The 26,154-nt window shown below is 73.9% G+C and carries 25 protein-coding genes and 3 tRNA genes; 12 read left to right on the forward strand and 16 right to left on the reverse strand.

All coding sequences use genetic code 11. From position 1 onward, the window contains the following. Positions 1-105: 105 nt before the first annotated feature. The 7 genes from ACTWP5_RS20380 to ACTWP5_RS20410 are packed head-to-tail and all read left to right on the forward strand — an operon-like array spanning position 106 to position 6,318. The gene (locus tag ACTWP5_RS20380; RefSeq protein ID WP_443222468.1) at positions 106-1,107 is read left to right on the forward strand and encodes an ABC transporter substrate-binding protein; all 1,002 of its coding nucleotides are present in this window, start codon (positions 106-108) and stop codon (positions 1,105-1,107) included. Then, positions 1,107-1,871: an ABC transporter permease gene (locus ACTWP5_RS20385; protein WP_443222469.1), complete on the forward strand. Its 765-nt coding sequence runs from the start codon at positions 1,107-1,109 to the stop codon at positions 1,869-1,871. Before ACTWP5_RS20380 ends, ACTWP5_RS20385 begins: the two co-directional genes overlap by 1 nt. Continuing rightward, positions 1,871-2,743, forward strand: a complete 873-nt coding sequence (locus ACTWP5_RS20390; protein ID WP_443222470.1) for an ABC transporter permease — start codon at positions 1,871-1,873, stop codon at positions 2,741-2,743. The genes ACTWP5_RS20385 and ACTWP5_RS20390 overlap by 1 nt, the downstream gene beginning before the upstream one ends. Next, on the forward strand, positions 2,740-3,573 hold the full coding sequence (locus ACTWP5_RS20395; RefSeq protein WP_443222471.1) for an ABC transporter ATP-binding protein: 834 nt from the start codon (positions 2,740-2,742) through the stop codon (positions 3,571-3,573). The genes ACTWP5_RS20390 and ACTWP5_RS20395 overlap by 4 nt, the downstream gene beginning before the upstream one ends. Then, positions 3,570-4,694: a cupin domain-containing protein gene (locus ACTWP5_RS20400; protein WP_443222472.1), complete on the forward strand. Its 1,125-nt coding sequence runs from the start codon at positions 3,570-3,572 to the stop codon at positions 4,692-4,694. Before ACTWP5_RS20395 ends, ACTWP5_RS20400 begins: the two co-directional genes overlap by 4 nt. Further along, entirely contained in the window at positions 4,691-5,524 is an 834-nt protein-coding gene (locus ACTWP5_RS20405; protein ID WP_443222473.1) for a fumarylacetoacetate hydrolase family protein, read from the forward strand. Before ACTWP5_RS20400 ends, ACTWP5_RS20405 begins: the two co-directional genes overlap by 4 nt. Beyond that, complete coding sequence (locus ACTWP5_RS20410; RefSeq protein WP_443222474.1) at positions 5,521-6,318, forward strand: maleylpyruvate isomerase family mycothiol-dependent enzyme; 798 nt, start codon at positions 5,521-5,523, stop codon at positions 6,316-6,318. Before ACTWP5_RS20405 ends, ACTWP5_RS20410 begins: the two co-directional genes overlap by 4 nt. A 132-nt stretch (positions 6,319-6,450) precedes the next feature. On the opposite strand, the gene nusG is transcribed toward ACTWP5_RS20410, so the two are convergent. From nusG to ACTWP5_RS20425, 3 genes are all read right to left on the reverse strand, one after another. Further along, complete coding sequence (gene nusG, locus ACTWP5_RS20415) at positions 6,451-7,302, reverse strand: transcription termination/antitermination protein NusG (protein WP_443222475.1); 852 nt, start codon at positions 7,300-7,302, stop codon at positions 6,451-6,453. A 55-nt stretch (positions 7,303-7,357) separates the two neighbouring features. Further along, positions 7,358-7,627, reverse strand: coding sequence for a preprotein translocase subunit SecE (gene secE / locus ACTWP5_RS20420; RefSeq protein WP_443222476.1), 270 nt, complete (start codon positions 7,625-7,627; stop codon positions 7,358-7,360). Between the two features lie 66 nt (positions 7,628-7,693). Next, a tRNA-Trp gene (locus ACTWP5_RS20425) sits at positions 7,694-7,766 on the reverse strand. A 214-nt stretch (positions 7,767-7,980) separates the two neighbouring features. On the opposite strand from ACTWP5_RS20425, the gene ACTWP5_RS20430 reads away from it, so the two are divergent. Then, positions 7,981-9,240, forward strand: coding sequence for a pyridoxal phosphate-dependent aminotransferase (locus ACTWP5_RS20430; protein ID WP_443222477.1), 1,260 nt, complete (start codon positions 7,981-7,983; stop codon positions 9,238-9,240). 134 nt (positions 9,241-9,374) lie between these two features. Next, on the forward strand, positions 9,375-10,394 hold the full coding sequence (locus ACTWP5_RS20435) for an adenosine deaminase (protein WP_443222478.1): 1,020 nt from the start codon (positions 9,375-9,377) through the stop codon (positions 10,392-10,394). Positions 10,395-10,429: 35 nt separating this feature from the next. On the opposite strand, the gene ACTWP5_RS20440 is transcribed toward ACTWP5_RS20435, so the two are convergent. The 8 genes from ACTWP5_RS20440 to ACTWP5_RS20475 all read right to left on the reverse strand — a co-directional run bounded on the left by ACTWP5_RS20440 (position 10,430) and on the right by ACTWP5_RS20475 (position 15,336). Beyond that, positions 10,430-11,488: a UDP-N-acetylmuramate dehydrogenase gene (locus ACTWP5_RS20440; protein WP_443222479.1), complete on the reverse strand. Its 1,059-nt coding sequence runs from the start codon at positions 11,486-11,488 to the stop codon at positions 10,430-10,432. Between the two features lie 142 nt (positions 11,489-11,630). Further along, entirely contained in the window at positions 11,631-13,130 is a 1,500-nt protein-coding gene (locus ACTWP5_RS20445) for a DHA2 family efflux MFS transporter permease subunit (RefSeq protein ID WP_443222480.1), read from the reverse strand. 118 nt (positions 13,131-13,248) lie between these two features. Beyond that, positions 13,249-13,857: a TetR/AcrR family transcriptional regulator gene (locus ACTWP5_RS20450; protein ID WP_443222481.1), complete on the reverse strand. Its 609-nt coding sequence runs from the start codon at positions 13,855-13,857 to the stop codon at positions 13,249-13,251. A gap of 109 nt (positions 13,858-13,966) precedes the next feature. After that, positions 13,967-14,401, reverse strand: a complete 435-nt coding sequence (locus tag ACTWP5_RS20455; protein WP_443222482.1) for a MaoC family dehydratase — start codon at positions 14,399-14,401, stop codon at positions 13,967-13,969. After that, positions 14,398-14,877: an FAS1-like dehydratase domain-containing protein gene (locus ACTWP5_RS20460; protein WP_443222483.1), complete on the reverse strand. Its 480-nt coding sequence runs from the start codon at positions 14,875-14,877 to the stop codon at positions 14,398-14,400. Before ACTWP5_RS20460 ends, ACTWP5_RS20455 begins: the two co-directional genes overlap by 4 nt. Positions 14,878-14,897: 20 nt before the next feature. Further along, on the reverse strand, positions 14,898-15,062 hold the full coding sequence (rpmG, locus tag ACTWP5_RS20465; RefSeq protein WP_016578602.1) for a 50S ribosomal protein L33: 165 nt from the start codon (positions 15,060-15,062) through the stop codon (positions 14,898-14,900). A gap of 84 nt (positions 15,063-15,146) precedes the next feature. Further along, positions 15,147-15,219 (reverse strand) — tRNA-Met (locus ACTWP5_RS20470). 44 nt (positions 15,220-15,263) lie between these two features. After that, positions 15,264-15,336, reverse strand: a tRNA-Thr gene (locus ACTWP5_RS20475). Positions 15,337-15,501: 165 nt separating this feature from the next. On the opposite strand from ACTWP5_RS20475, the gene ACTWP5_RS20480 reads away from it, so the two are divergent. From ACTWP5_RS20480 to ACTWP5_RS20490, 3 genes are all read left to right on the forward strand, one after another. Then, positions 15,502-16,902: a hydrolase gene (locus ACTWP5_RS20480; RefSeq protein WP_443222484.1), complete on the forward strand. Its 1,401-nt coding sequence runs from the start codon at positions 15,502-15,504 to the stop codon at positions 16,900-16,902. Between the two features lie 67 nt (positions 16,903-16,969). Then, entirely contained in the window at positions 16,970-17,647 is a 678-nt protein-coding gene (locus ACTWP5_RS20485) for an SDR family oxidoreductase (RefSeq protein ID WP_443222485.1), read from the forward strand. Between the two features lie 249 nt (positions 17,648-17,896). Further along, positions 17,897-19,018, forward strand: a complete 1,122-nt coding sequence (locus ACTWP5_RS20490) for a sialidase family protein (RefSeq protein ID WP_443222486.1) — start codon at positions 17,897-17,899, stop codon at positions 19,016-19,018. Positions 19,019-19,049: 31 nt separating this feature from the next. Here the strand turns inward: ACTWP5_RS20490 and ACTWP5_RS20495 are convergent, their stop codons facing one another. From ACTWP5_RS20495 to ACTWP5_RS20515, 5 genes are read right to left on the reverse strand one after another with little or no spacing between them, the layout of a single operon-like run. Continuing rightward, positions 19,050-19,958: a dihydrodipicolinate synthase family protein gene (locus ACTWP5_RS20495; RefSeq protein ID WP_443222487.1), complete on the reverse strand. Its 909-nt coding sequence runs from the start codon at positions 19,956-19,958 to the stop codon at positions 19,050-19,052. Further along, complete coding sequence (locus ACTWP5_RS20500; protein ID WP_443222488.1) at positions 19,955-21,118, reverse strand: oligopeptide/dipeptide ABC transporter ATP-binding protein; 1,164 nt, start codon at positions 21,116-21,118, stop codon at positions 19,955-19,957. The genes ACTWP5_RS20495 and ACTWP5_RS20500 overlap by 4 nt, the downstream gene beginning before the upstream one ends. After that, positions 21,115-23,376, reverse strand: coding sequence for a dipeptide/oligopeptide/nickel ABC transporter permease/ATP-binding protein (locus ACTWP5_RS20505; RefSeq protein WP_443222489.1), 2,262 nt, complete (start codon positions 23,374-23,376; stop codon positions 21,115-21,117). The genes ACTWP5_RS20500 and ACTWP5_RS20505 overlap by 4 nt, the downstream gene beginning before the upstream one ends. Positions 23,377-23,379: 3 nt before the next feature. Then, complete coding sequence (locus tag ACTWP5_RS20510) at positions 23,380-24,339, reverse strand: ABC transporter permease (protein WP_443222490.1); 960 nt, start codon at positions 24,337-24,339, stop codon at positions 23,380-23,382. Between the two features lie 53 nt (positions 24,340-24,392). Beyond that, a complete protein-coding gene (locus tag ACTWP5_RS20515) occupies positions 24,393-26,054 on the reverse strand; it encodes an ABC transporter substrate-binding protein (RefSeq protein WP_443222493.1) in 1,662 nt (553 codons plus the stop codon). Positions 26,055-26,154: the final 100 nt, after the last annotated feature.

Here is a 26,154-nt window from a genome sequence, read left to right on the forward strand (position 1 = left end):
ACCAAAGATTCGTCATAGAAGAATCTGAGTGGCCGGTGTCCCCCGCCGTCGTGACCGCCGCCTACGTTGCTCACACCCGGCCCGAGAGCGAAGGGGACAACAATGATGTTTCGGGCGAGAGGCGCCGCCGCACTGGGCGCGGCGCTCGCCGCCACGCTGATCGGCGCCACGGGCTGCGGTACCGCCGCCGGCGGCGACTCCGGCACGGACGGCACCAACGTGGTCCGCGTCGGCGAGACCGACGGCATGCCCGCGGCCTTCCTCCGCTTCGGTCAGGAGCAGGGCATCTTCGCCGACCACGGCATCGAGCTGGAGATCGACGCCTCCGCCGGAGGCGCCGCCGCCATCCCCGCCCTGGTCGGCGGGAACCTCGACGTCGCGGGATCCAACGTCGTCAGCGGCATGCTCGCCGGCCACCAGGGCCTGCCGGTGCGGATCATCGCCCCCGGCACCTTCGCGACCGACGACACCCGACGCGACTTCTCCGCCGTCCTGGTCTCCGAGAACTCCGGCATCGACGGTCCCGAGGACCTCGCCGGCGCCTCCATCGCCGTCAACACCCTCCAGAACATCGGGGACATCAGCATCGTCGCCGCGCTCCAGGAGCAGGGCGTGGACACCTCGGAGATCCAGTTCACCGAGATCGGGTTCCCCCAGATGCTGCCTGCCCTCCACAGCGGACGCGTGGACGCCGCCTGGGTCATCGAGCCGTTCCTCTCCATCGGCCAGCAGCAGGGGCTCCGGCCCGTGATGCGGCCCTACGCCGAGGCGCGCGAGGGCCTCCAGGTCGGCTGCTTCCTCACCACCGAGGAGTTCCTGCGCGAGAACGGTGAGAAGGCCGCGGCCTTCCGCGAGGCCGTGGCGGACGTGGCGGCGTTCATCACCGAGCACCCGGAGGAGTTCCGGGCCGCGCTGCCCGAGTTGGAGGAGATGGACCCGGCGCTCGCCGAGGCGATGGTGCTCCCCTCCTACCGCGACCGGGTCGACCCCGACTCGCTCCGGTTCGTCGCCGACCGGATGCTCGTCAGCGGCTTCACCGACGAGGAGATCGATGTGGACTCTCTGATCGCCACCCCCACCACCACGGCCGGCGAGGGAGACGAGTGATGCGCAAGGCCCTCCTCGGGCTCGGTGGCGTGGCCACGCTCCTCGCCGTCCTCGAGCTTCTCCCCCGCACCAGCCTGGTCGACGACCGGTACCTCCCGCCGTTCAGCGAGATGGCCAGCGCCCTCGGCGACAGCGCGGCCACCAGCGAGTTCTGGCAGGCGCTCCTCGACACGCTCCGGACCTGGGGCACCGGGCTCGCCCTCGCCTTCGCCGCCGGGACCGTCGCCGGCATGGTGATCGGCTCCGTTCCCGTGCTGCGCGACGCCACCGCCTCGACGATCGAGTTCCTGCGGCCCATCCCCGCCGTGGCGCTCATCCCCGTGGCCGTGCTGCTCTACGGCACGGGCATGGAGGCGACGCTCATCCTCGTCGTCTACTCCGCGTTCTGGCAGGTCCTGATGCAGGTGCTCGCCGGCGTCGGCGACGTCGACCCCGTGGCGCGGGACACCGCCCGGTCCTTCCGCTTCCGTCACCGCACCCGGGCGCTGCGCCTGGTGTGGCCCACCACGCTGCCGTACGCGGTCACGGGCTTCCGGCTGGCCGCGAGCGTCGCGCTGATCCTCACCATCACCGGGGAGCTGATCATCGGCACGCCGGGCATCGGACGGCTGATCGCCGTCGCGCAGACCTCGGGCGCGGTCGCGCCGATGTACGCGTTCGTCATCGTCGCCGGCCTGCTCGGCGTCACGGTGAACCTGCTGGCCCGGCTGCTCGAACGCCGCGTGCTCCGTTGGCACCCCTCCGTCCGGCAGGAGGCCGTCTGATGACCTCGCTCACCGCCCCGTCCGCGCCCTCCGGCCCGGCCACCCCCACCGCCGCCGCCCCCGGGTCGGCCGCGTCCCCCGCCGCCCGGCTCGGCCGACACGGCAGGCGGCTCGTGGTGCTGCTCGGCCTGCCCACGGTGCTCGTCGCCCTCTGGTGGGTCGTCTCCGAGCGGGCGGACAACTTCTTCTTCCCGCCGCTCAGCGAGATCCTCGCCGAGTTCGGCCCGACCTGGTTCGAGGGCCGCATCACCGACGACGTGCTGCCCTCGCTCGGCCGGCTGGCCGCCGGATACTCCCTCGCGCTGCTCCTCGGCGTCGCGCTCGGCGTCCTCATCGGCACCCGGCCGGCCCTGCGGGCCTTCGCCGAGCCCGTCCTGGAGTTCTTCCGGGCCATCCCACCCCCGGTGATGGCGCCGATCCTGATGCTCTTCCTCGGGATCGACACCACGATGAAGGTCGCCGTCATCGTCTCCGGCGCCATCTGGCCGGTGCTGCTCAACACCGTCGAGGGCGTGCGCGGCATCGACGGCCTCCTCCACGACACCGCCCGCGTCTACCGGCTGCGGCCCGTGACGCGGCTCCGGACCGTGGTGCTGCGCGGCGCCAGCCCGCAGATCGTCACCGGCGCCCGGCAGGCGCTGTCCATCGCGATCGTCCTCATGGTGATCTCGGAGATGTTCGCCGCCAACAACGGGCTCGGCTTCTCCATCGTGCAGTTCCAACGCGGCTTCGCCCTGCCCGAGATGTGGACCGGGATCATCCTGCTCGGTCTCGTGGGCCTGCTGCTCTCCCTGATCTTCCGCGCCGTCGAGCGCGTCGTCCTTGCCTGGTACCGCGGGCAGCGCCAAGCGCAACGAGGAGGTAACCGATGACCAGCCCCACCGCCCCCACCACCACGGCCGATCTGCTCCGTGTCCAGGCCCTGCGCAAGGTGTACGGCTCGGGCCGCGGCGAGACCGAGGCCGTGCGCGACCTGAGCTTCGCGACGAGGGAGGGCGAGATGGTCTGCATCGTCGGTCCCTCCGGCGCGGGCAAGACCACGCTGCTGCGCTGTATCGCCGGGCTGCTGCCGCCCACCTCCGGCGAGGTCGTCCTCTCCGGCCGGCCCGTCGCGGGGCCGCCCGAGGGCATGGCCGTCGTCTTCCAGGACTACGCCCGCAGCCTCTTCCCCTGGCTGACCGTCGCGCAGAACGTCGAGCTGCCGCTGCGCGAGAAGGGTGTGGGGAAGGCGGAGCGCCGCCGCCTCGTCGCCGAGTCGCTGGAGGCCGTCGGCCTCGCCGACGTGCCCGGCTCCTACCCGTGGCAGCTCTCCGGCGGCATGCAGCAGCGCGTCGCCATCGCCCGCGCCGTGGCGTTCCAGCCGCGCATCCTGCTGATGGACGAGCCGTTCGCCGCGGTCGACGCGCAGACCCGCGCCGACCTGGAGGACCTCGTCCGCGACCTGTGGAAGCGCCTCGGCGTGACCCTGCTGTTCGTCACCCACGACATCGACGAGGCCATCTACCTCGGCCAGCGCGTCCTCGTGCTGTCCTCCCGGCCCACCGTGATCCTGGAGGACGTCGCCGTCGACCTCCCCGCCGAGCGCGACCAGCTCACCACGCGCAACGACCCGCGCTTCCACGAGCTGCGCACCCGCGTCTACGCGCTGGTTCAGCAGGCCAAGCGCGGCCACCGACCCGCCTCGGAGGTGACTCCCGCATGACCACCACCCCGCCCGAGAACAACGAGATGACCGGCGACGAGGGCCCCGAACTGCGCGCGCTGTACGAGGGCTTCACGGCCGAGCACCTCACTCCGTTGTGGACCCAGCGCGACGACCTGATGCCGCTGGCCCCGGCCCCCCGCGCCGCCGCCCACGTGTGGCGCTGGCGCTCCCTCTACCGCCTCGCCCAGCGCGCCGGGGACCTCGTCCCCGTCGGACGCGGCGGCGAGCGCCGCGCCATCGCCCTGGCCAACCCCGGCCTCGGCGGCGCCGCCTACGCCACCCCCACCCTGTGGGCCGCCATCCAGTACCTCGGCCCGAAGGAGACCGCTCCCGAGCACCGGCACGCGCAGAACGCGTTCCGCTTCGTCGTCGAGGGCGAGGGGGTGTGGACCGTCGTCAACGGCGACCCCGTCCGCATGAGCCGCGGCGACCTGCTGCTCACCCCCGGCTGGCACTTCCACGGCCACCACAACGAGACCGACCAGCCCATGGCGTGGCTCGACGGCCTGGACATCCCGTTCTCGCACTACGCCGACACCGGCTTCTTCGAGTTCGGCGCCGACCGCGTCACCGACTACGCCACGCCGAACTTCTCCCGCTCCGAACGCCTCTGGGCCCACCCCGGGCTGCGCCCCCTCAGCGGCCTGCGCGACACGGTCTCCTCGCCGATCGCCGCCTACCGCTGGGAGCACACCGACCGGGCGCTCACCGAGCAGCTGCTGCTGGAGGAGGAGGGGCAGCCCGCCACCGTCGAGCAGGGCCACGCCGCCGTCCGCTACGTCAACCCCACCACGGGCGGCGACGTGATGCCGACGATCCGCGCCGAGTTCCACCGGCTGCGGCCCGGCGCGGCGACCGCCACCCGCCGCGAGGTGGGGTCCAGCGTCTTCCAGGTCTTCGACGGCCGGGGCGAGGTCACCCTCGACGGGCGGCGGCACGAGCTGCGGCCCGGCGACCTGTTCACCGTGCCGTCCTGGGTGCCGTTCTCCCTGCGGGCCGAGAGCGGCTTCGACCTGTTCCGCTTCTCCGACGCGCCCGTGATGGAACGCCTCCACTTCGCCCGCACCCACATCAGCGCACCCGACGCACCCGACGCACCCGAAGGAGACACCCGATGAGACTGGCGACGATCCGGCTGGCCGACGGCCGCACCGAGGCCGTCCGCGTGGACGGCGACCAGGCCGTCCGCCTCGGCCACGCCGACGTCGGCGCCCTGCTGCGCGACGGCGGCCCCGACGCCCTCGCCCGCGCCGCCGAGGCCGACGGCACCACCGTGGCGCTGGCCGACGCCGAGCTGGCGCCCGTCGTGCCCACCCCGGGCAAGATCCTCTGCGTCGGCCTCAACTACCGCAACCACATCCTGGAGATGGGCCGCGAGCTCCCCGAGTTCCCCACGCTCTTCGCCAAGTACCCCGAGGCCCTGATCGGCCCGCGCGACGGCATCCGCAAGCCGCCGGAGAGCGAGAAGCTCGACTGGGAGGGCGAACTGGCCATCGTCATCGGCACCGCCGTCCGCCGCGCGGGCCCGACCGAGGCGCGCGCCGCCATCGCCGGATACGCCGTGCTCAACGACGTCACGGCCAGGGACTGGCAGTACCGCGGCCCGCAGTGGCTCCAGGGCAAGACCTTCGAGGCCACCACCCCGTTCGGGCCGCAGCTGGTCACCACCGACGAGTGGGAGCCGGGAAGCGACCTCGTCACCGCCGTCGACGGCGAGGAGGTGCAGCGCGCCTCCACCGGCGACCTCGTCTTCGGCCCCGCCGAACTCGTCGCCTACGCCTCCACGATCCTGACCCTGCGCCCCGGCGACGTCATCGCCACCGGCACCCCGGGCGGCGTCGGCCACGCCCGCAAGCCCGCCCGCTACCTGACCCCCGGCCAGACCGTCACCACCACCATCGAGGGCCTCGGCACCCTGACCAACCCCGTCGTGGCGGACGGCGCATGACGGGCGACACGGACTACCTCCGGCGGGCGCGCGCCGCGTTGCGCGCCCGCCAGGGCCGTGGCGCGCGCGAGGACGCCCCGGGCGCCCCCCACACCGAGCTGTCCTGGGCCAGGACCGGCACCGCGTACTTCGCCAGGAAGCTCGGCGAGCTGCCCGACGCCGGCGACGAGGGCCTGGACGGGCCGAGCCTGCTGTCCGGCTGGAACCGCCGCGCCCTGACCGCGCACGTCGGGTACAACGCCCGCGCCCTGGCGCGGCTGTGCGTCTGGGCGAGGACGGGCCGGGCCACGCCCATGTACGCGACGCCCGAGCGTCGTGCCGCCGAGATCGCCGACGGCGCCACGCTGCCCGCCCGCGCCCTGCGCAACCTCGTCGCCCACGCCGAGGTCCACCTCAACGTCGAGTGGCGCGACCTGCCGTCGGCCGCCTGGGACGCCGAGGTGCGCACCGCGCAGGGCCGCACCGTCCCGGCGCGGGAGACGGCCTGGATGCGCGCCCGCGAGGTCTGGGTCCACGCCGTCGACCTCGGCAACGGCGGCACCTTCCGCGACGTGCCGCCCGCGATGCTGGACCGCTTGGCGGTCGACGTGCTGGCAGCCTGGCGACGCCGCGGGGAGGTGGCGCCCGCGCTCACGCTTCTGCCGAGCGACCGGGCGGAACCGCTCACCACGGGGGGCACGGACCCGCTGGCGGTCACGGGCACCATGGCCGACCTCGTCCGCTGGCTGACCGGCCGCGGCACCCACGGCCTCAGCGCCGCGGCCCCGCTGCCCACCCTCCCGCGCTGGTTCTGACGCCCGACGCCCCGACGCCCGCCACCCACCGACCACGCGAAAGCCCCTGACCCGCGCCACACGCGCCGGTCAGGGGCCTCTTCGTCGCTGTTCTGTCGCTGCTCTGTCGCTGTCGCTCGAAGACCGCCGCTGTCAGTTCTTCTGGATCTGGTCGAAGCTGAGCTCGACCGGGGTCTCGCGGCCGAAGATCTCGACCAGGCCCTTGACCTTCTTCGAGTCGGGGTTGATCTCGTTGATCGTCGCCTGGAGGGTGGCGAAGGGGCCGTCGGTGACGGTGACCGAGTCCCCGACCTCGAAGTCGAGCACCTGGACCTCGACCCTGCGGCCGGCCGACGGGGCGCCCTCCGCGGCCTCGGCCGCGGCCTTCTGCTCGGCCTCGGGGGCCAGCATCTTCACGATCTCGTCGAGGGTCAGCGGGTACGGGTCGTAGGCGTTGCCCACGAAGCCGGTGACGCCCGGGGTGTTCCGCACGACGCCCCAGGACTCGTTCGTCAGGTCCATGCGGACCAGCACGTAGCTGGGGAGCTTGTTCTGCTTGATGGTGCGGCGGTCGCCGTTCTTGATCTGGACGACCTCCTCCTGCGGCACCTCGACCTGGAAGATGTAGTCCTCGACGTTGAGCGAGACGGCCCGCTGCTCCAGGTTCGTCTTGACGCGGTTCTCGTACCCCGCGTAGGTGTGCACGACGTACCACTCGCCGGGCAGCTGGCTGAGCTCCTCGCGCAGCTGCGCCACCGGGTCGACCGGCTCCTCGGCCTCGGCCTCCTCGGCCTCCGCCGCCCCAGCCTCGTCCTCGTCCGCCTCGTCGGCTTCCTCGGCCGCTTCGGTGACCTCGACCTCTTCGGCCTCGTCGGCCTCCTCGGCCGCTTCCGGGGCGGTGTTCTCGGGGGCGGTGTCCGCTGCCTCGACGGTGTCGCGCTCGGTGTCCTCGCCCTCGGGGGCGGGCACCGCGTCGTTCAGGTTCGGGTCAGACGGCTCAGACACGGTAGCTGCTTCTTCCTGGCTTTCCGGGTTGACGGGGTGGTGCACGATGACGTGCTCAGCCGAAGATCCACTCGACGCCTCGGCTGAATCCCCAGTCAAGCACGGTCAGGATGAGGATGACGACGACGACGAAGACGATCACCGCCGTGGTGTACGTGGTCAGCTGGCGTCGGCCAGGCCAGACCACCTTGCGCAGCTCGGCGATGACCTGTCGGTAGAACAGGGCGAGCCTGCCCAGTGGTCCACGCTTCGCGCGCCTGCCTCGACGGCCGGTGCTCTCGCCCCGGGGCTCCGGCGCCTCCACGGAGTCTGTGATCCCAGCCACTCGTCCTCACCTGATCCCGGTCATGGTCATAAGCCGCCCGGCTGCCCGGACGGCCTGTGCGTGCAGCAGGGCCGGAGGGACTCGAACCCCCAACCGCTGGTTTTGGAGACCAGTGCTCTACCAATTGAGCTACGACCCTAGGCTCGCCCTCAACCTACCGGACAACGGTTGGTGAGGACCAACGAGGCAAGAGTGTACGTGCTCGGGACGCCGCGCGTCGATCGCGTAGCCGCTCCGGATGGCCCGACGGGTCACGGCGGCGGCGCCGAGGGCCCCCGCCCGGCGCCCGCGGGCCCGGCCACACCCCGCCGGCCGGCGCCTCCGCCACCCCCGTGGTCTGCCACGATGCCCGTATGAGTGCCGCAACGAACGACCCCGCACAGGCCGCCGCACCGTCCACCCCGGCGACCCCGCCCTCCCCCACGGGCCGGATCTCCGCGCGCGTCGCCGCGATCGCCGAGTCCGCCACCCTCGCCGTGGACGCCAGGGCCAAGGCCCTGAAGGCCGCCGGCCGGCCCGTCGTCGGCTTCGGCGCGGGCGAGCCGGACTTCCCGACGCCGGACTACATCGTGGACGCCGCGGCTGCGGCCTGCCGCGAGCCCCGGTACCACCGCTACAGCCCGGCCGGCGGCCTGCCCGAGCTGCGCGAGGCGATCGCGGCGAAGACGCTGCGCGACTCCGGGTACCGCGTCGACGCCTCCCAGGTGCTGGTGACCAACGGCGGCAAGCAGGCGATCTACGAGGCCCTCGCCACCCTGCTCGACCCGGGCGACGAGGTCCTCCTGCCCGCCCCGTACTGGACGACCTACCCCGAGTCGATCCGCCTGGCCGGCGGCGTCCCGGTCGAGGTCGTCACCGACGACACCAGCGGGTACCTGGTCTCCGTCGAGCAGTTGGAGGCGGCCCGCACCCCGCGCACGAAGCTGCTGGTGTTCGTCTCACCCTCGAACCCCACCGGCGCGGTCCACCCCGCCGAGCGCGTGGCGGAGATCGGCCGCTGGGCCGTCGAGCACGGGCTGTGGGTGCTGACGGACGAGATCTACGAGCACCTCGTCTACGGCGACGCCCGCTTCACCTCGATGCCGGTGGCCGTCCCCGAGCTCGCCGAGCGCTGCGTGGTCGTCAACGGCGTCGCGAAGACCTACGCGATGACCGGCTGGCGGGTGGGCTGGGTCATCGGCCCGAAGGACGTCGTGAAGGCCGCGACCAACCTCCAGTCCCACGCCACCTCCAACGTCGCCAACGTCTCCCAGGTCGCCGCGCTGGCCGCCGTCTCGGGCGACCTGACGGCGGTGTCGGCGATGCGCGAGGCGTTCGACCGCCGCCGGCGGACGATCCAGCGGATGCTGAACGAGATCGACGGCGTGAGCTGCCCGGAGCCGCGGGGCGCGTTCTACGCCTACCCGTCCGTGCGGGCGCTGCTGGACCGGGAGATCGCCGGCCGTCGGCCGCGCAGCAGCCTCGAACTGGCCGAGCTGCTGCTGGAGGAGGCGGAGGTGGCGGTGGTCCCCGGCGAGGCCTTCGGCACCCCCGGGTACCTGCGGTTGTCCTACGCGCTGGGCGACGACGACCTGGTCGAGGGCGTCTCGCGGATGCAGCGGCTCCTCGCCTGAGCGTTCGCCGCCTCGCGCGCCGCCCGCGCACGCCGCCCGCGCGACGCCGCCCGCGTAGGCCGTCCTCGCACGTCCGAGCGAGCCGGCCGGCCGTCGATTACCCGGTGGCCCGGCCCGTGCGGCACCATCCTGGGATGGCACGTGCGCGCGACATTCGGTCCCTCCCGAAAGCCCATCTCCACCTGCACTTCACCGGCTCGATGCGGCCGGCCACGCTGCTGGAGCTCGCCGACCGGTACGGCGTCCACCTGCCGGAGGCGCTCAGCAGCGGCCGGCCGCCCCGGCTGCGGGCCACGGACGAGCGCGGCTGGTTCCGTTTCCAGCGGCTCTACGACATCGCCCGGTCCTGCCTGCGCACGCCGGAGGACATCCAGCGGCTGGTGCGGGAGGCGGCGGAGGAGGACCTGCGGGACGGCTCGCGGTGGCTGGAGATCCAGGTCGACCCCACGTCGTACGCGCCCCGTCTCGGCGGCCTGATCCCGGCGCTGGAGGTCATCCTGGACGCCGTCGAGACCACGGCGCGCGAGACGGGCCTCGGCATGCGGGTGCTGGTGGCGGCGAACCGCACCAAGCACCCGCTGGACGCCCGCACGCTGGCCCGGCTCGCGGTCCGGTACCGGGACCGGGGTGTGGTGGGCTTCGGGCTCTCCAACGACGAACGACGGGGCTTCGCGCGGGACTTCGACCGGGCCTTCGCGATCGCGCGGGACGGCGGGCTGCTGTCGGCCCCGCACGGCGGCGAACTGTCGGGGCCGACCAGCGTGCGGGACTGCGTGGACGACCTGCGGGCCCACCGGGTCGGCCACGGCGTGCGGGCGGCGGAGGACCCCCGGCTGCTGGAGCGCCTGGCCGAGGCGGGGGTGACCTGCGAGGTCTGCCCGTCGTCGAACGTGGCGCTCGGGGTGTACCAGGAGCTGCCCGACGTCCCGCTGCGGACGCTGTGGGAGGCGGGGGTGCCGATGGCGCTGGGGGCGGACGACCCGCTGCTGTTCGGGGCGCGGCTCGCGGCGCAGTACGAGATCGCGCGGGAGCACCACGGCTTCACGGACGCGGAGCTGGCGGAGCTGGCGCGGCAGTCGGTACGGGCGAGCACGGCGCCGGCGGAGGTGCGGGAGAAGCTGCTGGTGGAGATCGACACCTGGCTCGCGGGCTAACGCTGGGGGGCGCCGGCCCCCGGATGGGCCCTGGCTCAGAGCGTGAAGCCGACGCAGACGGGCTCGTTGACGAGGGTGACGCCGAACGCGGCGCGCACGCCGTCGCGCACCTCGCGGGCGAGGGCGACGAGGTCGGCGGTGCGGGCGGCGCCACGGTTGGTGAGCGCGAGGGTGTGCTTGCCCGAGATGCGGGCGGGGCCCGAGCCGTAGCCCTTGGGGAAGCCCGCGTGGTCGATGAGCCAGGCGGCGGAGGTCTTCACCCGGCCGGGGCCGGCGGGGTACGCGGGCGGCGCGGGGGCGTCGGGGCCGAGGCGCTCCGCGACGCGCGCGAGGAGGTCGGCGTGCTCGGCCTCGGTGAGGACGGGGTTGGTGAAGAACGAGCCGGCCGACCAGGTGTCGTGGTCCTCGGGGTCGAGGACCATGCCCTTGCCCGCGCGGAGCTTCAGCACCGCCTCGCGGGCGTCCGCCAGGGGTACGCGCTCCCCCTGGCGCACGCCGAGGGCGCGGGCGGCCTCCGCGTACTCGACGGGGGCGGACAGGCCCCCGGCGTCGTCGAGGGCGAACCGGACGCGGAGCACGACGAAACGGGTGGGGTCGGCCTTGAACCGGCTGTGGCGGTAGGAGAAGCCGCAGTCGGCGGCGGGGAGGGTGACGGTGCGGCCGGCGGCGCGGTCGTAGGCGACGACCTCGGTGATGGTGGTGGCGACCTCCTGGCCGTAGGCGCCGACGTTCTGGATGGGCGTGGCGCCGGCGCTGCCGGGGATGCCGGCGAGGCACTCGACGCCGGCCAGGCCGGCGTCGACGGCGTGGGCGACGGCGGCCGACCAGTTCTCGCCGGCGGCGAGTTCGAGGTGGGTGCCGTCGAGGTCGCGGCCGGAGGTGGCGACGCGCAGCACGGTGCCGGGGAATCCGGCGTCGGCGACCACGAGGTTGCTGCCGCCGCCGAGGACGAGCAGCGGGGCGCCCGAGGCGTCGGCCTCCTGGACGGCGGCGACGACCTCGGCGTCGGTCGTGGCGGTGAGGAGGCGGGCGGCGGGCCCGCCGAGACGCAGGGTCGTCAGCGGGGCGAGGGGGGCGTCGCGGGTCTCCTGCACCCGCTCAGGATACGGCGGGGGCGGCCCGTGACGCGGCTTTCCCCTCGACCGGGCCGTCGCCCTGGTGGGGGGAACGGCCCGGTCGAGGGGCGCTGGGGGGTGAGAGCCGGCGCACGGTGAGAGGCGGTGCGCGGTGGGTGGTTCAGCCGAGGGGCGCGAGCTCCTTCTCCGGGCCCGGGTCCGGCTGCCGCGTCCCCGTGCCCGCACCGCCGCCCGCACCGCCGCCCGCGCCCGTGCCGGCGCGGCCGGCCCGGCGTCCCGGGGCGACGAGGATCGCGGCCGCGGCGGCGAGCAGCGCCGCGACGCCGACCCACACGGCGGGCACGAGGCCGTCGGTGAACGCCTGCGGCGACTCGTAGCCGCCCTGGGAGGAGAAGACGGAGGCGAGCGCGGCCACGCCGAGGGCGCCGCCGACCTCGCGCAGCGAGTTGTTGACGCCCGAGGCGATGCCCTGTTCCTCCTCGGCCACCGAGCCCATCACCATGGCCCCGGTCGGGGCGAAGAACATCGCCATGCCGGCGCCGCAGAGCACGAACGCGGGCACCTGGCTGCCGTAGCTGACCTCGGGCTCCGCCAGCACCGCCAGCCAGCCGAGGCCGGCCGCCATCAGCACCATGCCGGTGGCGACGATGGGCCGGCCGCCGATGCGGTCGGCGAGGGCGCCGGCGATCGGGGAGACCACCATCGGCATGGCGGTCCACGGCAGCATGCGCAGGCCGGCGTCGGTGGGCGAGTAGCCCTGGATCAGCTGGAGGAACTGCGTCAGCAGGAAGATCGACCCGAACATGCCGGCGAACATCAGCAGGCTCGCGGCGTTGACGGCGCTGAAGGCGCGCGAGCGGAAGAAGCGCATCGGGAGCATGGGGTGGGGGGTGCGCAGCTCCCAGGCGACGAACGCGACGAGCAGCACGGCGCCGGCGACGAAGCCCGCGAGGACCGAGCCGGAGGTCCAGCCGTGCTCGTGGCCCCGCACGATCGACAGGACGACGCCGAAGAGGCCGCCGCTGGCCAGGACGGTGCCGACCAGGTCGAGGCGGTTGTTCGGGCCGTGGCTCTCGGCGAGCCGGGCACGGACGAGCGGCAGCAGGGCGATGCCGATCGGAACGTTCAGCCAGAAGATCCACTCCCAGGCGATGTGCTCGGTGATGACGCCGCCGACGAGCGGGCCGCCGGCGACCGCCAGGCCGTTGACCGCGCCCCAGATGCCGAAGGCGGCGCCGCGCCGTTCGGCCGGGACGGCCGCGGATATGAGCGTCAGGCTGAGTGGCATGAGGATCGCCGCGCCGGCACCCTGCACCGCGCGGGCGGCGATGAGCTCCCCGGTGGAGCCGGCGAGGGCGGCGCCGGCCGAGGCGAGCGTGAACAGGGCGATGCCGACGGTGAAGATCCGGCGGCGGCCGAAGCGGTCGCCGAGCGCGGCGCCGAGCAGCAGGAGACAGGCGAACGGCAGCGTGTAGCCGTTGACGACCCATTCGAGGTCGGTGAGGTCACCGCCGAGGTCCTCCCTGATGACGGGCAGCGCGGTGGTGACGACGAGGTTGTCGAGGGCGGCCATGAAGGTGGCGGCGCCGGTGAGCAGCAGGGTCCAGACGGCGAGGGAGCGCCGCTGGTCGGTGGGCTGGGGCGGTGCGTGGTCGCGCATGAGGTCACTTTCTCGCTCGGTCGTCGTGGCCCGCTCGAACAATTAGTGAGCGGTCAATAACTTCTGTGGACATGGCGAAGGGCACCGACGTCGGCGTGCGGCACACGTCGGCGTCGTCTCAGTGGTCGTTGGGATCGCGGGCGTCGGGGCCCGGTGGGGGGTGGTTCATCTCGGCGAAGATGTCGCAGGCGTTCCAGGTGCGGTGCCCCTCGGGGAAGCCGAGCGACAGCAGCACGTTGATCAGCATGCCCGTGCTCATGAAGTCCCAGGTCCCCTCCGTGTCCGCGCCCAGCAGCAGGTGCGAGGAGTCCCACAGCCGCGCCCAGGAGGCGCGGATCTCCTCGCCGAAGGCGTGGTCCCCCGCCATCTCCGCCGCGTACACCGCGACGTACGCCTGCATCTGGAACATCAGGCGGTCCCGGTCGGCGATCAGCTCCGTGTACGCCCTGCTCATCGCCTCGCGGGCCTGCCCGGGGTCGTCGATCCCCTCCGCCGCGCGCTCGAAGCAGATCCGGATCTCGTCCGTGCAGCGCGTGGCGGCGGCGAGGAAGATGGCCCGCTTGTCGGGGAAGAGCCGGAAGAGGTACGGCTGCGAGACGCCGACCCGCCGCGCGATCGCCGTGGTCGCGGTGCCCGCGTACCCGCCGCGGGCGAACTCGCTGATCGCGGCACGCAGCACCGCCTCGCGCCGCTCCTCGGCGCTCATACGGATGCTCTCCCTGGCCATGGGGAATAAGTTAGTGGTCAATCACTATCTCGTCAACCCAGAAAGAAAGGGCCAGGTCAGGCGACCTGGCCCCCACGTGAACGACGGCTGGACGATGGCTGGACGGCGGCTAGGCGAGACGGACGACGGCCTTGGAGGCGCCGAGGACCTTCTGGTCCGCGCTGGTGGCCGTGAGGTCCACCCGAACGGTGCGGGCCTCGTCGTCGAGCTTGGCCGAGACCTTCGCCGTGACCTCGATCAGGGCGCCGGTGTCGTCGTCCGGCACCACGACGGGCTTGGTGAACCGCACCCCGTACTCCACCACCGCGCCGGGGTCACCGACCCAGTCCGTGACCACGCGGATCGCCTCGGCCATGGTGAACATGCCGTGCGCGATGACGTTCGGCAGGCCGACGCCGCGGGCGGTCCGCTCGCTCCAGTGGATGGGGTTGAAGTCGCCCGAGGCGCCCGCGTACCGCACCAGCGTGGCCCGGGTGACGGGGAACGTCGCCGCGGGCAGCTCGGTGCCGACGCTGACGTCGGCGTAGGCGATCTGGGCCGTCATGCCGCGCTCCCCCCGCCCTCGTCCTCCTCGGGCCCGCGCGCCACGAGCTTGCTGACCGCGGTCACCACGTGCTCCCCCGACGCGTCGTGGACCTCGCCACGGATCTCCAGGATGTCGTTGCCCCGCATCGTCCTGATCGACTCGATGGTGGAGGTGACCAGCAGCCGGTCCCCCGCGCGCACCGGGCGCGAGTACGTGAACTTCTGGTCGCCGTGGACCACCCGGCTGTAGTCGAGACCGAGCTGGGGGTCCGCGATGACCTGCCGTTCGACGGCGCGGTGGCTGATCGCGAAGACGAAGGTGGGCGGGGCGATCACGTCCGGGTGGCCGAGCTTCCTCGCGGCCTCCGGGTCGGAGTACGCGGGGTTGTCGTCCCCGATCGCCTCGGCGAACTCGCGGATCTTCTCCCGCCCCACCTCGTACGGCGGGCCGTCGTGGGAGTAGCTCCGCCCGACGAAGGACTGGTCTAGCGCCATCGTGGCGGGTCCCGGTCCGGTCAGCGGGTCTCGCGGTGGGCCGTGTGGGCGTTGCAGCGGGGGCAGTGCTTCTTCATCTCCATGCGATCCGGGTCGTTGCGCCGGTTCTTCTTGGTGATGTAGTTCCGCTCCTTGCACTCCACGCAGGCCAGCGTGATCTTCGGGCGGACGTCGGTGGCAGCCACGTGAGTGCTCCTTGCCGGTACGGAAGATGAACGCAGAGAAGAGTAGCCGATCGGAGGAGCGACCCTACAATCGGCTACTAGGCGTAGCGGCGACCGGACTCGAACCGGTGACACAACGATTATGAGCCGTTTGCTCTACCGACTGAGCTACGCCGCCATGAGATGGAGCCCACCGCCTGAGCGGAGGATCACGCACCCCAGAGCCCCAAAACGGAATCGAACCGTTGACCTTCTCCTTACCATGGAGACGCTCTGCCGACTGAGCTATTGGGGCGAGCGCTCAAGAGATTACACGCTCTGGCGGCGAAGGAGAAATCCATAACGGAGCGCGACGGATCCGCCCAGACCACGCGCCCTGTGCCGCCCGGTCGCGCACCACGGCGGTACGACTATTCCCTCCCTCCCCGCCGAGGGCCCGGCCGCCCCGTACGCTCGCCTCGTGCCTGACCGCAGCCCGGCCGCCGACTCCCCCGTCCTCGTCCTCAGCGGACCCCGGCTCGCCGACGGCCGAGCCGTGGACGTGCGGCTGGGCGGCGGGCGCATCGAGGCCGTCGGCACCGCCGGCAGCCTCACCGGGCCGGGTGGCCCCACGCCGCGCGGCGGCGGCCGGACACCCCTCGACGCCCCGCGGGCACCCGGCTCCCCGGCCGCCCAGGGTCCCGCCGGCCCGCCGGGCCCGTCGGGCCCCACCGGCCGCCGTGACCACCCCGACCGCCCGGGGACGCCCGACGCGCCCGACCGCCTCGACCTGCGGGACTACCTGCTGCTGCCCGCCCCGGTGGAGCCGCACGCCCACCACGACACCGCGCTCACGGACACCGCGCTCACCGGCAGCGCGCCGCCGCGCAGCTCCCCCGCCGCGCTGCGGCGCCGCGTCACCGAGGCGGCGCTCCTCCAGCTGGGGCACGGCGCCACCGCGCAGCGCACCCACGTCCGCATCGGCGACGTGCACGGGCTGACCGCGCTGGACGCCGTCCTCACGGCCCGGCGCGCGCTGCGCGGCTTCGCGGAGCTGACGGCCGTCGCCGTGCCGCGGCTGCTGACCGGGCGGGACGGCGCGGACAACCGGGCGCTGCTCGGGGACGCGGTGCGGATGGGCGCGGGCGCGGTGGGCGGGGCGCCGGACCTCGACCCCGACCCGGCCGGCCACCTCGACGTGGTGCTCGGCCTGGCCGACGAGCGCGGGCTGCCCGTCGACCTGCACACCGAGGCGGGCGACCCGGCCCGACTGGCCCGCCTGGCCTCCGCCGTCGCCGCCAGCCGGTCGGCCGTCACCATCGGGCCCTGCACGGGCCTGTCCCGCCTGACGCCGCAGGCCGCCGCCCGCGCCGCCGACCAGCTCGCCGCCGCCGGGGTCACCGTCGCCTGCCTGCCGCAGGGCCGGTGCGGCGGCGGGTTCGGCGGCGGCCGGCACGGCACGCCCGTGGGGCTGCTCACGGCGGCCGGGGTGCGGGTGGCGGCCGGCAGCGGGACGCTGCGGGACGCGGCCAACCCGGTCGGCCGGGGCGACCCGCTGGAGGCGGCCTACCTGCTGGCCTCGCAGTCCGGGCTCTCGCCGCTCGACGCCTACCTCGCCGTCAGCCGGGCGCCCCGGGCGGCGCTCGGGCTGCCCGACGTGCGGATCGAGCCCGGCTTCCCCGCCGAGCTGATCGCCGTGCGCGCCCCGACCGTGACCGCCGCGCTCTCGCTGGCCTACAGCCGGATCGTGATCCACCGCGGCCGGATCGTGGCCCGCACCAGCGCGGTGCGGGAGTACGGCGGGGTGCCCGCGGTGCCGGGGCCGCCGGGGCGGCCCGGCGGACGGGGGCTGCCCCGGCAGGCGACGGGCGAGTTCCCGTGACCGGGACGGCCCTTCGGCCGCCCGGCGGCTTTCGTGACTGTCAGTGGCGGGGCGTACGGTCGTCGTCATGCGCATCGTGATCGCTGGAGGACACGGAAAGATCGCTCGGCGGCTGGGGCGGCTGCTGGCCGGGCGTGGGGATCGGGTGGTCGGGCTCGTCCGCCGGGCCGAGCAGGCGGAGGACCTGCGGGCCGACGGCGTGGAGCCGGTCGTCTGCGACCTGGAGTCGGCGGGAGTGGCGGAGGTGGCTGAGCGTCTGCGGGGCGCGGACGCCGTGGTCTTCGCGGCGGGCGCCGGCCCCGGCAGCGGCGCGGCCAGGAAGGAGACGGTGGACCGGGCGGCGGCCGTGCTGGTCGCGGACGCGGCCGAGCGGGCCGGGGTGCGCCGATTCCTGATGGTCTCGGCGATCGGGGTGGACGAGGAGCCGCCGCCGGGGACGGAGCCGGTCTTCGCGGCGTACCTGCGGGCCAAGGGCGCCGCCGACGCCGAGCTGCGGGCCAGGGACGGCCTGGCGTGGACGGTGCTGCGGCCCGGCCGCCTCACCGACGAGGAGGGCGCCGGCCGGGTGCGGCTGGCCGCGTCCACCGGCCGGGGCGAGGTCACCAGGGACGACGTGGCGGCCGTGCTGCTGGCGCTGCTCGACGAGCCGCGCGCCGCCGGCCTGACGCTGGAGCTGGTGGGAGGCCCGACGCCGGTCGACGAGGCGCTCGCGGTTGCCCTTGTCGAGGCCGGGCACGCTCCCTAAAGGCTGTCCCGCAGTCCCTGGTGGATCAGGGAGCGGCGTCCTGGGGCTTCGATTGCAAGGCGGAGGAGGGAGTCAGCCTTGCAGGCTGGCGACCGACGACAACGCGGCAAGGGAAGTCGCAGGGCGTCGCGAGCCCGCCATGGACTGCGGGACAGCCTTTCCGGTCATCCACCGGAAGCCGGACATCCCACGTCCCACGTCACGCGCCCGACTGACGACTGTTCACCTGACGACCCTTGAGGAGTCAGCATGTCCTCGTTTTCCGTGCCGTACGTCTCCGGCGAGGGCGGGTACGACACGTACCGCATCCCCGCCGCGATCACCACGCCCGACGGCACGCTGCTCGCCTTCGCCGAGGGGCGGGTCGGCGGATCGTCCGACACCGGCAACATCGACGTGGTGGTGCGCCGCTCCACCGACGGGGGCCGCAGCTGGGGCCCGTTGATCCTCGTCGCCGCGGGCGAGGGCGACACCCGGGGGAACCCCTCGCCCGTCATCGATCCGGCCACGGGGCGCCTGGTCCTCCTGACGTGCTTCAACGGGGGCGACGCCCACGAGGACGCGATCATGCGCGGCGAGGTGCCCCCCGAGCGCTCCCGCCGCGTCTTCGTGCAGACCAGCGACGACGACGGGCTGAGCTTCAGCGCGCCGCGGGACGTCACCGAGGAGGCCAAGCCCACCGCCCTCGGCTGGCGCTGGTACGCCACGGGGCCGGGGCACGCGGTCGCGCTGCGGCAGGGACGGCACGCGGGCCGGCTGGTGGTGGCGGCCAACCACTCGGCGAGCCCGCCCGCGGACTCCCCGGACACCGGCGAGGAGGACAGGTACTACGGCGCGCACGCGCTGCTGAGCGACGACGGCGGCCGGAGCTGGCGGATCGGCTTCGTCGACGGCGTCTACGACGGCGTGGTCAACGCCAACGAGTCGCTGGCCGCCGAGCTGCCGGGCGGCCGGCTGTACTTCAACAGCCGGGACCAGCACGGCACCGCCGGCGGGAACCGCGTGGACGCGCACTCGCTCGACGGCGGCGAGTCGCTGCGGGAGCCGTACGCGCCGCAGGACACGCTCGCGGACGTGCCCGTGGTGCAGGGCAGCGTGCTGTCGGTCGGGGACGTGCTGTTCTTCGCGGGGCCCTCCCGGCCCGACGCGCGGGCGGCGTTGGCGCTGTGGCGCAGCGACGACCAGGGGCGGAGCTTCACCCGGGTGAGGACGCTCTCCACCCGCCCCGCGGCCTACTCCGACCTCGTGCTGCTGGTCAACGACGACGAGCACGAGGAGACGTGTCTGGGCGTGCTGTACGAGACCGGCGAGGCCGGGCCGTACGAGACGATCGAGCTGCGCCGCGTGCCGCTGCGCGAGCTGCGGGGCTGACGCCCCGCCGGGCCGGGCGCCTGCCGCGCCGTCACAGCAGCCCGGTGGTGGCCAGGAGCTTGGCGACGCGTTCGCGTTCGGCGTCGGTCAGGGGGCTCTGCGGCTCCGCGGTGGTGTCGTGGTCGATGACGCCGCGCAGCCGCAGCGCCGCCTTGAACGCGGCGACGCCCTGCGGGCGCGCCACGATCCCGAAGAGCGTCAGCAGCCGCTCCTGCTCGGCGCGGGCCCGCTGCCAGTCGCCGGCCGCGCAGTGCCGGACCAGCCGCACGTACCCGTGCGGGTCCACGTTGCCGAGGCCGGGCACCACGCCGTCGGCGCCCATCAGCAGCGCCACGTCCACGAGGTTCTCCGAGCCCGTGAGGACGGAGAAGTCGCTCGTCGCGGGGTCGCCGTGGGCGGCGGTGAGGACGCGGCGGAAGGTGAGGTGGTCCCCGCTGGAGTCTTTCAGGCCCGCGAGAACGCCGTCGGCCGCCAGCCGCAGCAGCAGCTCGGTGCCCGGCCTCACGGGCACGGCGGAGGGCAGGTCGTAGGCGAAGAGCGGCGCGTTCAGGCCGTCGGCGAGCAGCCGGAAGTGGCGCTCGACCTCGGCGGGGCTGGTCCTGGCGTAGAACGGGGCGGTGGCGACGACGCCGTCGGCGCCGGCCGCGAGCGCGGCGCGGGCGTGCTCCAGCACGCGGGGGGTCGTCGTGTCGATCGCGCCGGCCAGCAGCGGCAGCGAGCCGGAGAGGTGCGCGGCGACCGTCTCGACGACGGTCGCGCGCTGGCGGTCGGTCAGGAAGGCGACCTCGGAGGTGGTGCCGAGGACGAACAGCCCGTCCACGCCGGCCCCGGTGAGGTGGTCCACGAGCCGGAGCAGCGAGCCGGTGTCCACCTCGCCGTCGGGAGTCATCGGGGTGCAGACCGGGGGGATGACGCCGCCGAGGCGGGTGGGCAGGCTCATGGACGTTCCTCGTTGGGTGGTGTCTGGGCACTGCGGGAGCTTCGTGCGCTCTGGGCGCCTTCTGCGCTCTGGGCGCTCTGGGCGCTTGGTGCGCTTCGTGCGTGAAGGTCCTGTGCCTGGAGAACGAGCGCGTGGGTGGATTCGTCACCCGCGACCGGATGGTGGCAGCGGAAACGGTGCGCGCCGGCGCCCTCCGCCGCCTCCGTCACCTCCGGCATGGTCGCGGCGCACGCCTCGTCCGCCTTCCAGCAGCGGGTGCGGAACGGGCATCCGCTCGGCGGCCTCGTCGCCGACGGCACCGGGCCGACGAGGGGGATCGGGTCGATCGGGTCGAGCAGCCCGGGGGTGGCGGAGAACAGGGCGCGGGTGTACGGGTGGCGCGCCCGGTCGGTGACCTCGGCCGCCGGGGCCTCCTCCACGATCCGCCCGAGGTACATCGTGATGACGCGGTCGCTCATCCGCCGCACGGTCTGGATGTCGTGGGAGATGAAGACGAGGGCGAGGCCGAGGCGGTCCCTGAGGTCGAGGAGGAGGTTCAGGATCTGGGCGCGGACGGAGACGTCCAGCGCGCTGGTCGGCTCGTCAGCGATGACGAGCTCCGGCTCCAGCGCGAGGGCGCGGGCGATGGCCACGCGCTGCCGTTGGCCGCCCGACAGCTGGCCGGGCAGCGCGTCGGCGAGCTGCGCCGGCAGCCCCACCAGCGCCATCAGCTCCCGCACCCGCGCGTCGCGCTGGGCCGGGCTGCCGTGGCGGTGGACATCGAGCGGGTCGCGCAGCACGCGGCGCACGGGCAGGCGGCGGTTGAGGGCGGTGGCCGGGTCCTGGAAGACCATGCCGAGGTGGCGGCCGATGACCGCGCGGCGCTCGCCCGACGGCATGGCCCACAGGTCCCGTCCCCGGTAGGCCACGGTGCCACTGCTGGGCCGCTCCACGCCGACCAGCAGCCGGGCGAGGGTGGACTTGCCGCACCCCGACTCGCCGACGACGCCGACGGTCTCGCCCGCCGCGATCGTCAGCTCGGCGCCGGTCAGGGCGTGGACCCGGTCGGGCCGCAGCAGCCTGCCGCCGCGCGCCGCGTAGACCTTGTGGGCGTCCGTGACCGTCAGGAGGGCGGCCGGCTCGGGGCTCGGGTGGGCGGTCGGGGCGGTCTGCGCGGTCACCGGGCGGCCTCCTCGGGCTCGGCGAGGACGGGGTGGTGGCAGGCGGCCTCGTGTCCGCCGGCCCCCGGCGCGGGCCCGGCGGTGGGGACGGCCACGAGGGGCACGTCCGTCGCGCAGACGGCGTCGGCGAGCGGGCAGCGGTCGGCGAAGCGGCAGCCCGGCGGGAAGTCGGCCGGCGAGGGCACCACGCCGCGGATCTGCGTCAGCCGGCTGGCGGCCGACTCCAGCGACAGCACGGAGCCGAGCAGGCCACGGGTGTAGTGGTGGGCCGGGGCGGCCACGAGGTCAGCCGTGACGCCGGTCTCCACGATCTGCCCGCCGTACATCACCGCCACCCGGTCGGTGACGTCGGCGACGAGCGCCAGGTCGTGCGAGACGAGGATCAGCGCGAAGCCGAGTTCGGCGCGCAGCCGCAGCAGCAGCTCGATGATCTGCGCCTGGACGGTGACGTCGAGCGCCGTCGTCGGCTCGTCGGCGACGATCAGGCGGGGGCCGCGGGAGAGCGCCATCGCGATCAGCACCCGCTGCCGCTGCCCGCCGGAGAGCTCGTGGGGGTAGCTGCGCAGGGTGCGCCCCGGGTCGAGGCCGACGAGTTCGAGGAGTTCGGCCGGGGTGCGGGTGCCGCCGCGCCGGTGGAGCTGCTTCAGCTGCGCGCGGATGGACATGGCGGGGTTCAGCGAGGACAGGGCGTCCTGGTAGACCATGGCCATCTCGTGGCCGAGCAGCCGACGGCGGGCGCGGGCCGGCATGCCGAGCAGCTCCTGGCCGCCGAAGGTGACGCTGCCGCCGACGCGGGCGCCCCTCGGCTGGAGGCCCATCACGGTCAGCGCGGTCAGCGACTTGCCGCAGCCGGACTCGCCGACGAGGCCGAGCACCTCGCCGGGGCGGACGTCGAAGCTGACGCCGTCGACGACGTCGATGCCGCGGTGGTGGCGGTCGAAGCCGATGCGCAGCGCGCGGACGGCGAGGACGGGGGCCTCGGTGACGGTGGGGCGGGCGCGTGCGCGCAGCCGCGCGCCGGCCTCGGCGAGGCCCGGCGGCAGGGCGAGAGGCCGGCGCTCCCCCGGCTCCGGCTCCGACTCGGGCTCCGACCCCGGTTCCGGCGCCCGGTCCTTCGCCAGCGTCTGTTCCAGCTCACGTGCCGGCGCCTCGGCCGCCGCCCGCGCCAGCTCGGCCTCGTCCCCCACCGGGCCGCCACCGCCGCCACCGCCACCGCCACCGCCACCGCCACCGCCCCGACCGCCGCCGGTGGCGGGGGCCGCGTCGCGGACGGCGTCGCGCGCCGAGGCGCCGGCCGCGCCGGAGGTGGCCGCGTCCAGCGCCGTGCCGGACGCCTGCGAGGCGTCGGCCAGCGGCCGCGCCGCCGGGGCGGCCCACGCGTCGGAGATGCCCTCCGACAGGACGTTGAGCGCCAGCACCGTCACCAGCATCAGCAGGCCGGGGAAGACCGTGGCCCACCAGCCGCCGACCAGGACCATGTTCTTGCCGTCGGAGATGACGCTCCCCCACGACGGCTCCGGCGGGCGGACTCCCGCGCCGATGAACGACAGCGACGCCTCGAAGACGATCGCCTCGGCCACCTGCACCGTGCAGAACACCAGCACCGGCGCCGCGCAGTTGACCGCGACGTGCCGGACGAGGATGAACGGGGTGCGGGCGCCGATGATCCGCTCGGCGGTGACGTAGTCCTCGCCGTACTGGTCGAGGACGTTGGCGCGCACCACGCGGGCGATCGGCGACGTGTACAGGAAGGCGATGGCGCCGATCAGCACCGGGATGCCGCCGCCGAAGACGGAGACCAGCACCGCCGCGAGCGCGACGCCGGGGAAGGCCATCACGACGTCGAGGCAGCGCATCAGCGTCTCGTCGACCGCCCGGCGGGAGGTGGCGGCGACCGCGCCGATGAGCGCCCCCGCCACCAGCGCGATCAGCGTCGCGCCGAGGCCGATCATCAGCGACCAGCGCGCCCCGTACATCAGCCGGCTCAGGATGTCCCGGCCGAGGCTGTCCTGGCCCATCCAGTGGTCGGCGGAGGGGCCGTCGGAGTTCGGCGACTGGTCGTACGGGTCGTGGGGCGCCAGCAGCGGGGCGAACACCGCCATCAGCACGACGAACGCGATCACGCCGAGCGCGACGCGGGAGAGGAGCGGCAGCCGGCGCAGCCCGCCCAGCCGCAGGGCGCCGGGGCGGGCGAGGCGCTCGGTGAGCCGGCGGCGCGTCGGGACGCGGGAGGCGGCTTTGCGGAACGGTGTCGTCACGGGTCAGTCAGCGCTCCTCAGCCGTGGGTTGACCAGGAGGTAGAGGATGTCGATCACGAGGTTGATCACGACGAAGCCGAGCGCGGTGGTGAGGACCACGCCCTGGACGACGGCCGGGTCGCCGTTGCGCACCGCGTCGATCATCAGCTTGCCCATGCCGGGCAGGTTGAAGATCGTCTCGATGACGACGGCGCCGCCCAGCAGGTACCCGACGCGCAGGCCCAGCACCGTCAGCGGGTTGATCAGCGCGTTCCGCAGGACGTTGCGCCCCACGACGACGACCGGGGGCAGGCCGCTGCCGACGGCGGTGCGCACGTAGTCCCGGTCGAGTTCCTCCACGACGGCGGTGCGCACGATGCGGGTCAACGCCGCCGCCACCGGCAGCGAGAGCGCGACGGCGGGCATCGCCATCGTCTCCAGCCAGCCGGTCAGCGAGTCGGCCGGGTTCGTGTACCCGCCGGTCGGGAACCAGCCCAGCTCCACCGCCAGGTACTGGATCATCAGCAGCGCGATCCAGAAGCTGGGCGCCGCCACCCCGGTGAGGGAGACGACGCGGATGGCCTGGTCGGGCAGGCGGTCACGGTAGATCGCGGCGAGGACGCCGAAGACCAGGGCGAGGCCGACGCCGAGGCCGAGGCCGAGGAACGTCAGCTGCATCGTGAGCGGCAGCGCCGTGCCGACCTGGTCGGCGACCTGCTCGCGGCCGAGCACGCTGGTGCCCATGTCGCCGCGCGCCAGGTCGCCGAGGAACGCCACGTACCGCACGGCGAGCGGGTCGTTGAGGCCGTTCTCCTCGCGGAAGTTCTCCAGCTGCTCCTGGGTGGGGTTGCCTCCCATGAAGTAGGCGGCGGCGGGGTCGGTGTCGGAGAACTCCATCACGAGGAAGACGAACAGGACGATGCCGAGCGTCAGCGGCACCAGCAGCGCGACGCGGCGCAGCACCATGCGGACGATGACGACCATGGGGGTACGCGTTCCCTCCCGGACTCCCTCTCGGGTTCCCTACTCGCGCCGGGTCAGGCCGGCCCGGCCTGGAGGAGGTTGATGCCCGGATACGGCTGGGCCGTGACGCCCGTGAGCGCGTCGGGGTCCCACGCGGTCAGCAGCTCGTTGTGGACCACCGGGTAGAGGACGGCCTGTTCGGCGATGACGTCGAGGTACGCGTGGGTGAGCTGGAGCTTGCGCTCCGGGTCGCTCTCGCGCGTGGCCTCGTCCATCATCGCGAAGAGGGCGCGGGCGTCCTCGCTGCCGTCCCAGCGGGTGTATCCCATCCAGCCGCCGCCGGCCGTGTAGTTGTAGCGCATGATCAGGTCGGCGTCGAGGCCGAACTGGTTGGGGTTCGAGGCGGCGGCGACCACCTGGTAGTCCTGGTTCTGGTCCATCTTGGTGAACAGGGCCGAGGTGTCCTGCGGCTCCAGGGTGGTGGAGACGCCGATCGCGTCCCAGGACTCCTTGATGGTCGGCAGGCAGTCCACGATCCAGCTGACGTTGACGGCCATGAGGTTGACCCGCAGGTCCGTGACGCCGGCCTCGTCCAGCAGCCGCCGGGCGCGGTCGGGGTCGTAGGTGTAGACGGTGGCGGCCGGGCGGTGGGCGGGGTTGCCCTCGTTGAGGAAGGAGGTGGGCGCCGCGCCGTAGCCCCGCAGGGCGACCTCGATCATCTCGTCGACGTTGATGGCGTAGAAGAGGGCCTGGCGGACCCGGACGTCGTCGAAGGGCGCGGTGGCCGTGTTGAACATCAGGAACATGTGGTTCATGCCGGCGCCGCCCTCGACGGTCAGGCCGTCGCCGCGCAGCTGCTCCACGTTGTCGTAGGGGATGTTGTCGGCGATCTGCGCGTCCGCGCTGCCGCCGGAGATCGCCGCCACGCGCGGCGCGGCCTCCACCATCGTCAGCCAGTTCATGCGGGGGAAGGCGGCGGGGCGCGGCCCGTTGTACTCCTCGAACGCCTCGAACTCCGTGTTGGTGGTGGGCTGGTGGGAGGTCAGGCGGTACGGACCCGAGCCGACGACCAGGCGCCCGCCGTCGAGCTCGTCGAAGGCGCCGTCGGCCTCGTAGACGTGCCGGGGCAGGATCTTGGCGATGGTCAGGCGGGGCGCGGCGTCAGGGAAGGGGAAGCGGAAGTCCAGCTCGACGGTCCGCTCGTCGACGGCGCGCACCCGCTCCAGCCAGGTGACGAAGAAGGAGTGGGTCAGCACCTGCGCCTCGGGGTCGAGGATGCGCTCGAAGGTGAAGACGACGTCGTCGGCGGTGACGGGCTGGCCGTCGTGCCAGGTGGCGTCGTCGCGGAGGCTGAAGCGCCAGGTGGTGGCGCTGGTGTCGTCGATCAGGGCGGTGCCCAGCGCGGCGTAGGGCTCGCGGGTGATGGGGTCGGTGTCGAGCAGGCCCTCGTAGATGTGGTGGTTGGCGGCCATGGAGAACGCCGACGCGGTCATCGTCGGGTCCCAACTCTGGTCGTTGCCGTACCCGATGACGGCCGTGAGGGTGCGCAGCCCGCCGTCGCCGTTGTCGTTGTCGCTGGTGGTGGACTCGGGGCCCGAGCAGGCGCCGAGGCTCGCGGTGATCGCGCCGGCCGCCCCCAGGACGCCGGTGTGCTTCAGGAACGCCCTGCGGGAGAAGCCGGGCGGGAAGCCGTGTCGGCGCCTGGGGCCGTTCGAGCCGTTGAAACCGTTGCCGATGCCGTTGTTCACGATGCCACTCCAGCGTGAGAAGGAGAGGAGAAAGAACGAGGGGAACGGAAAGGGAGGAAACGGGGGGGGGGGAGGAGAGGGGTGGGGG

It is taken from the genome of Streptomyces sp. 4N509B (assembly GCF_052245655.1).
Taxonomy (GTDB): Bacteria; Actinomycetota; Actinomycetes; order Streptomycetales; family Streptomycetaceae; genus Streptomyces.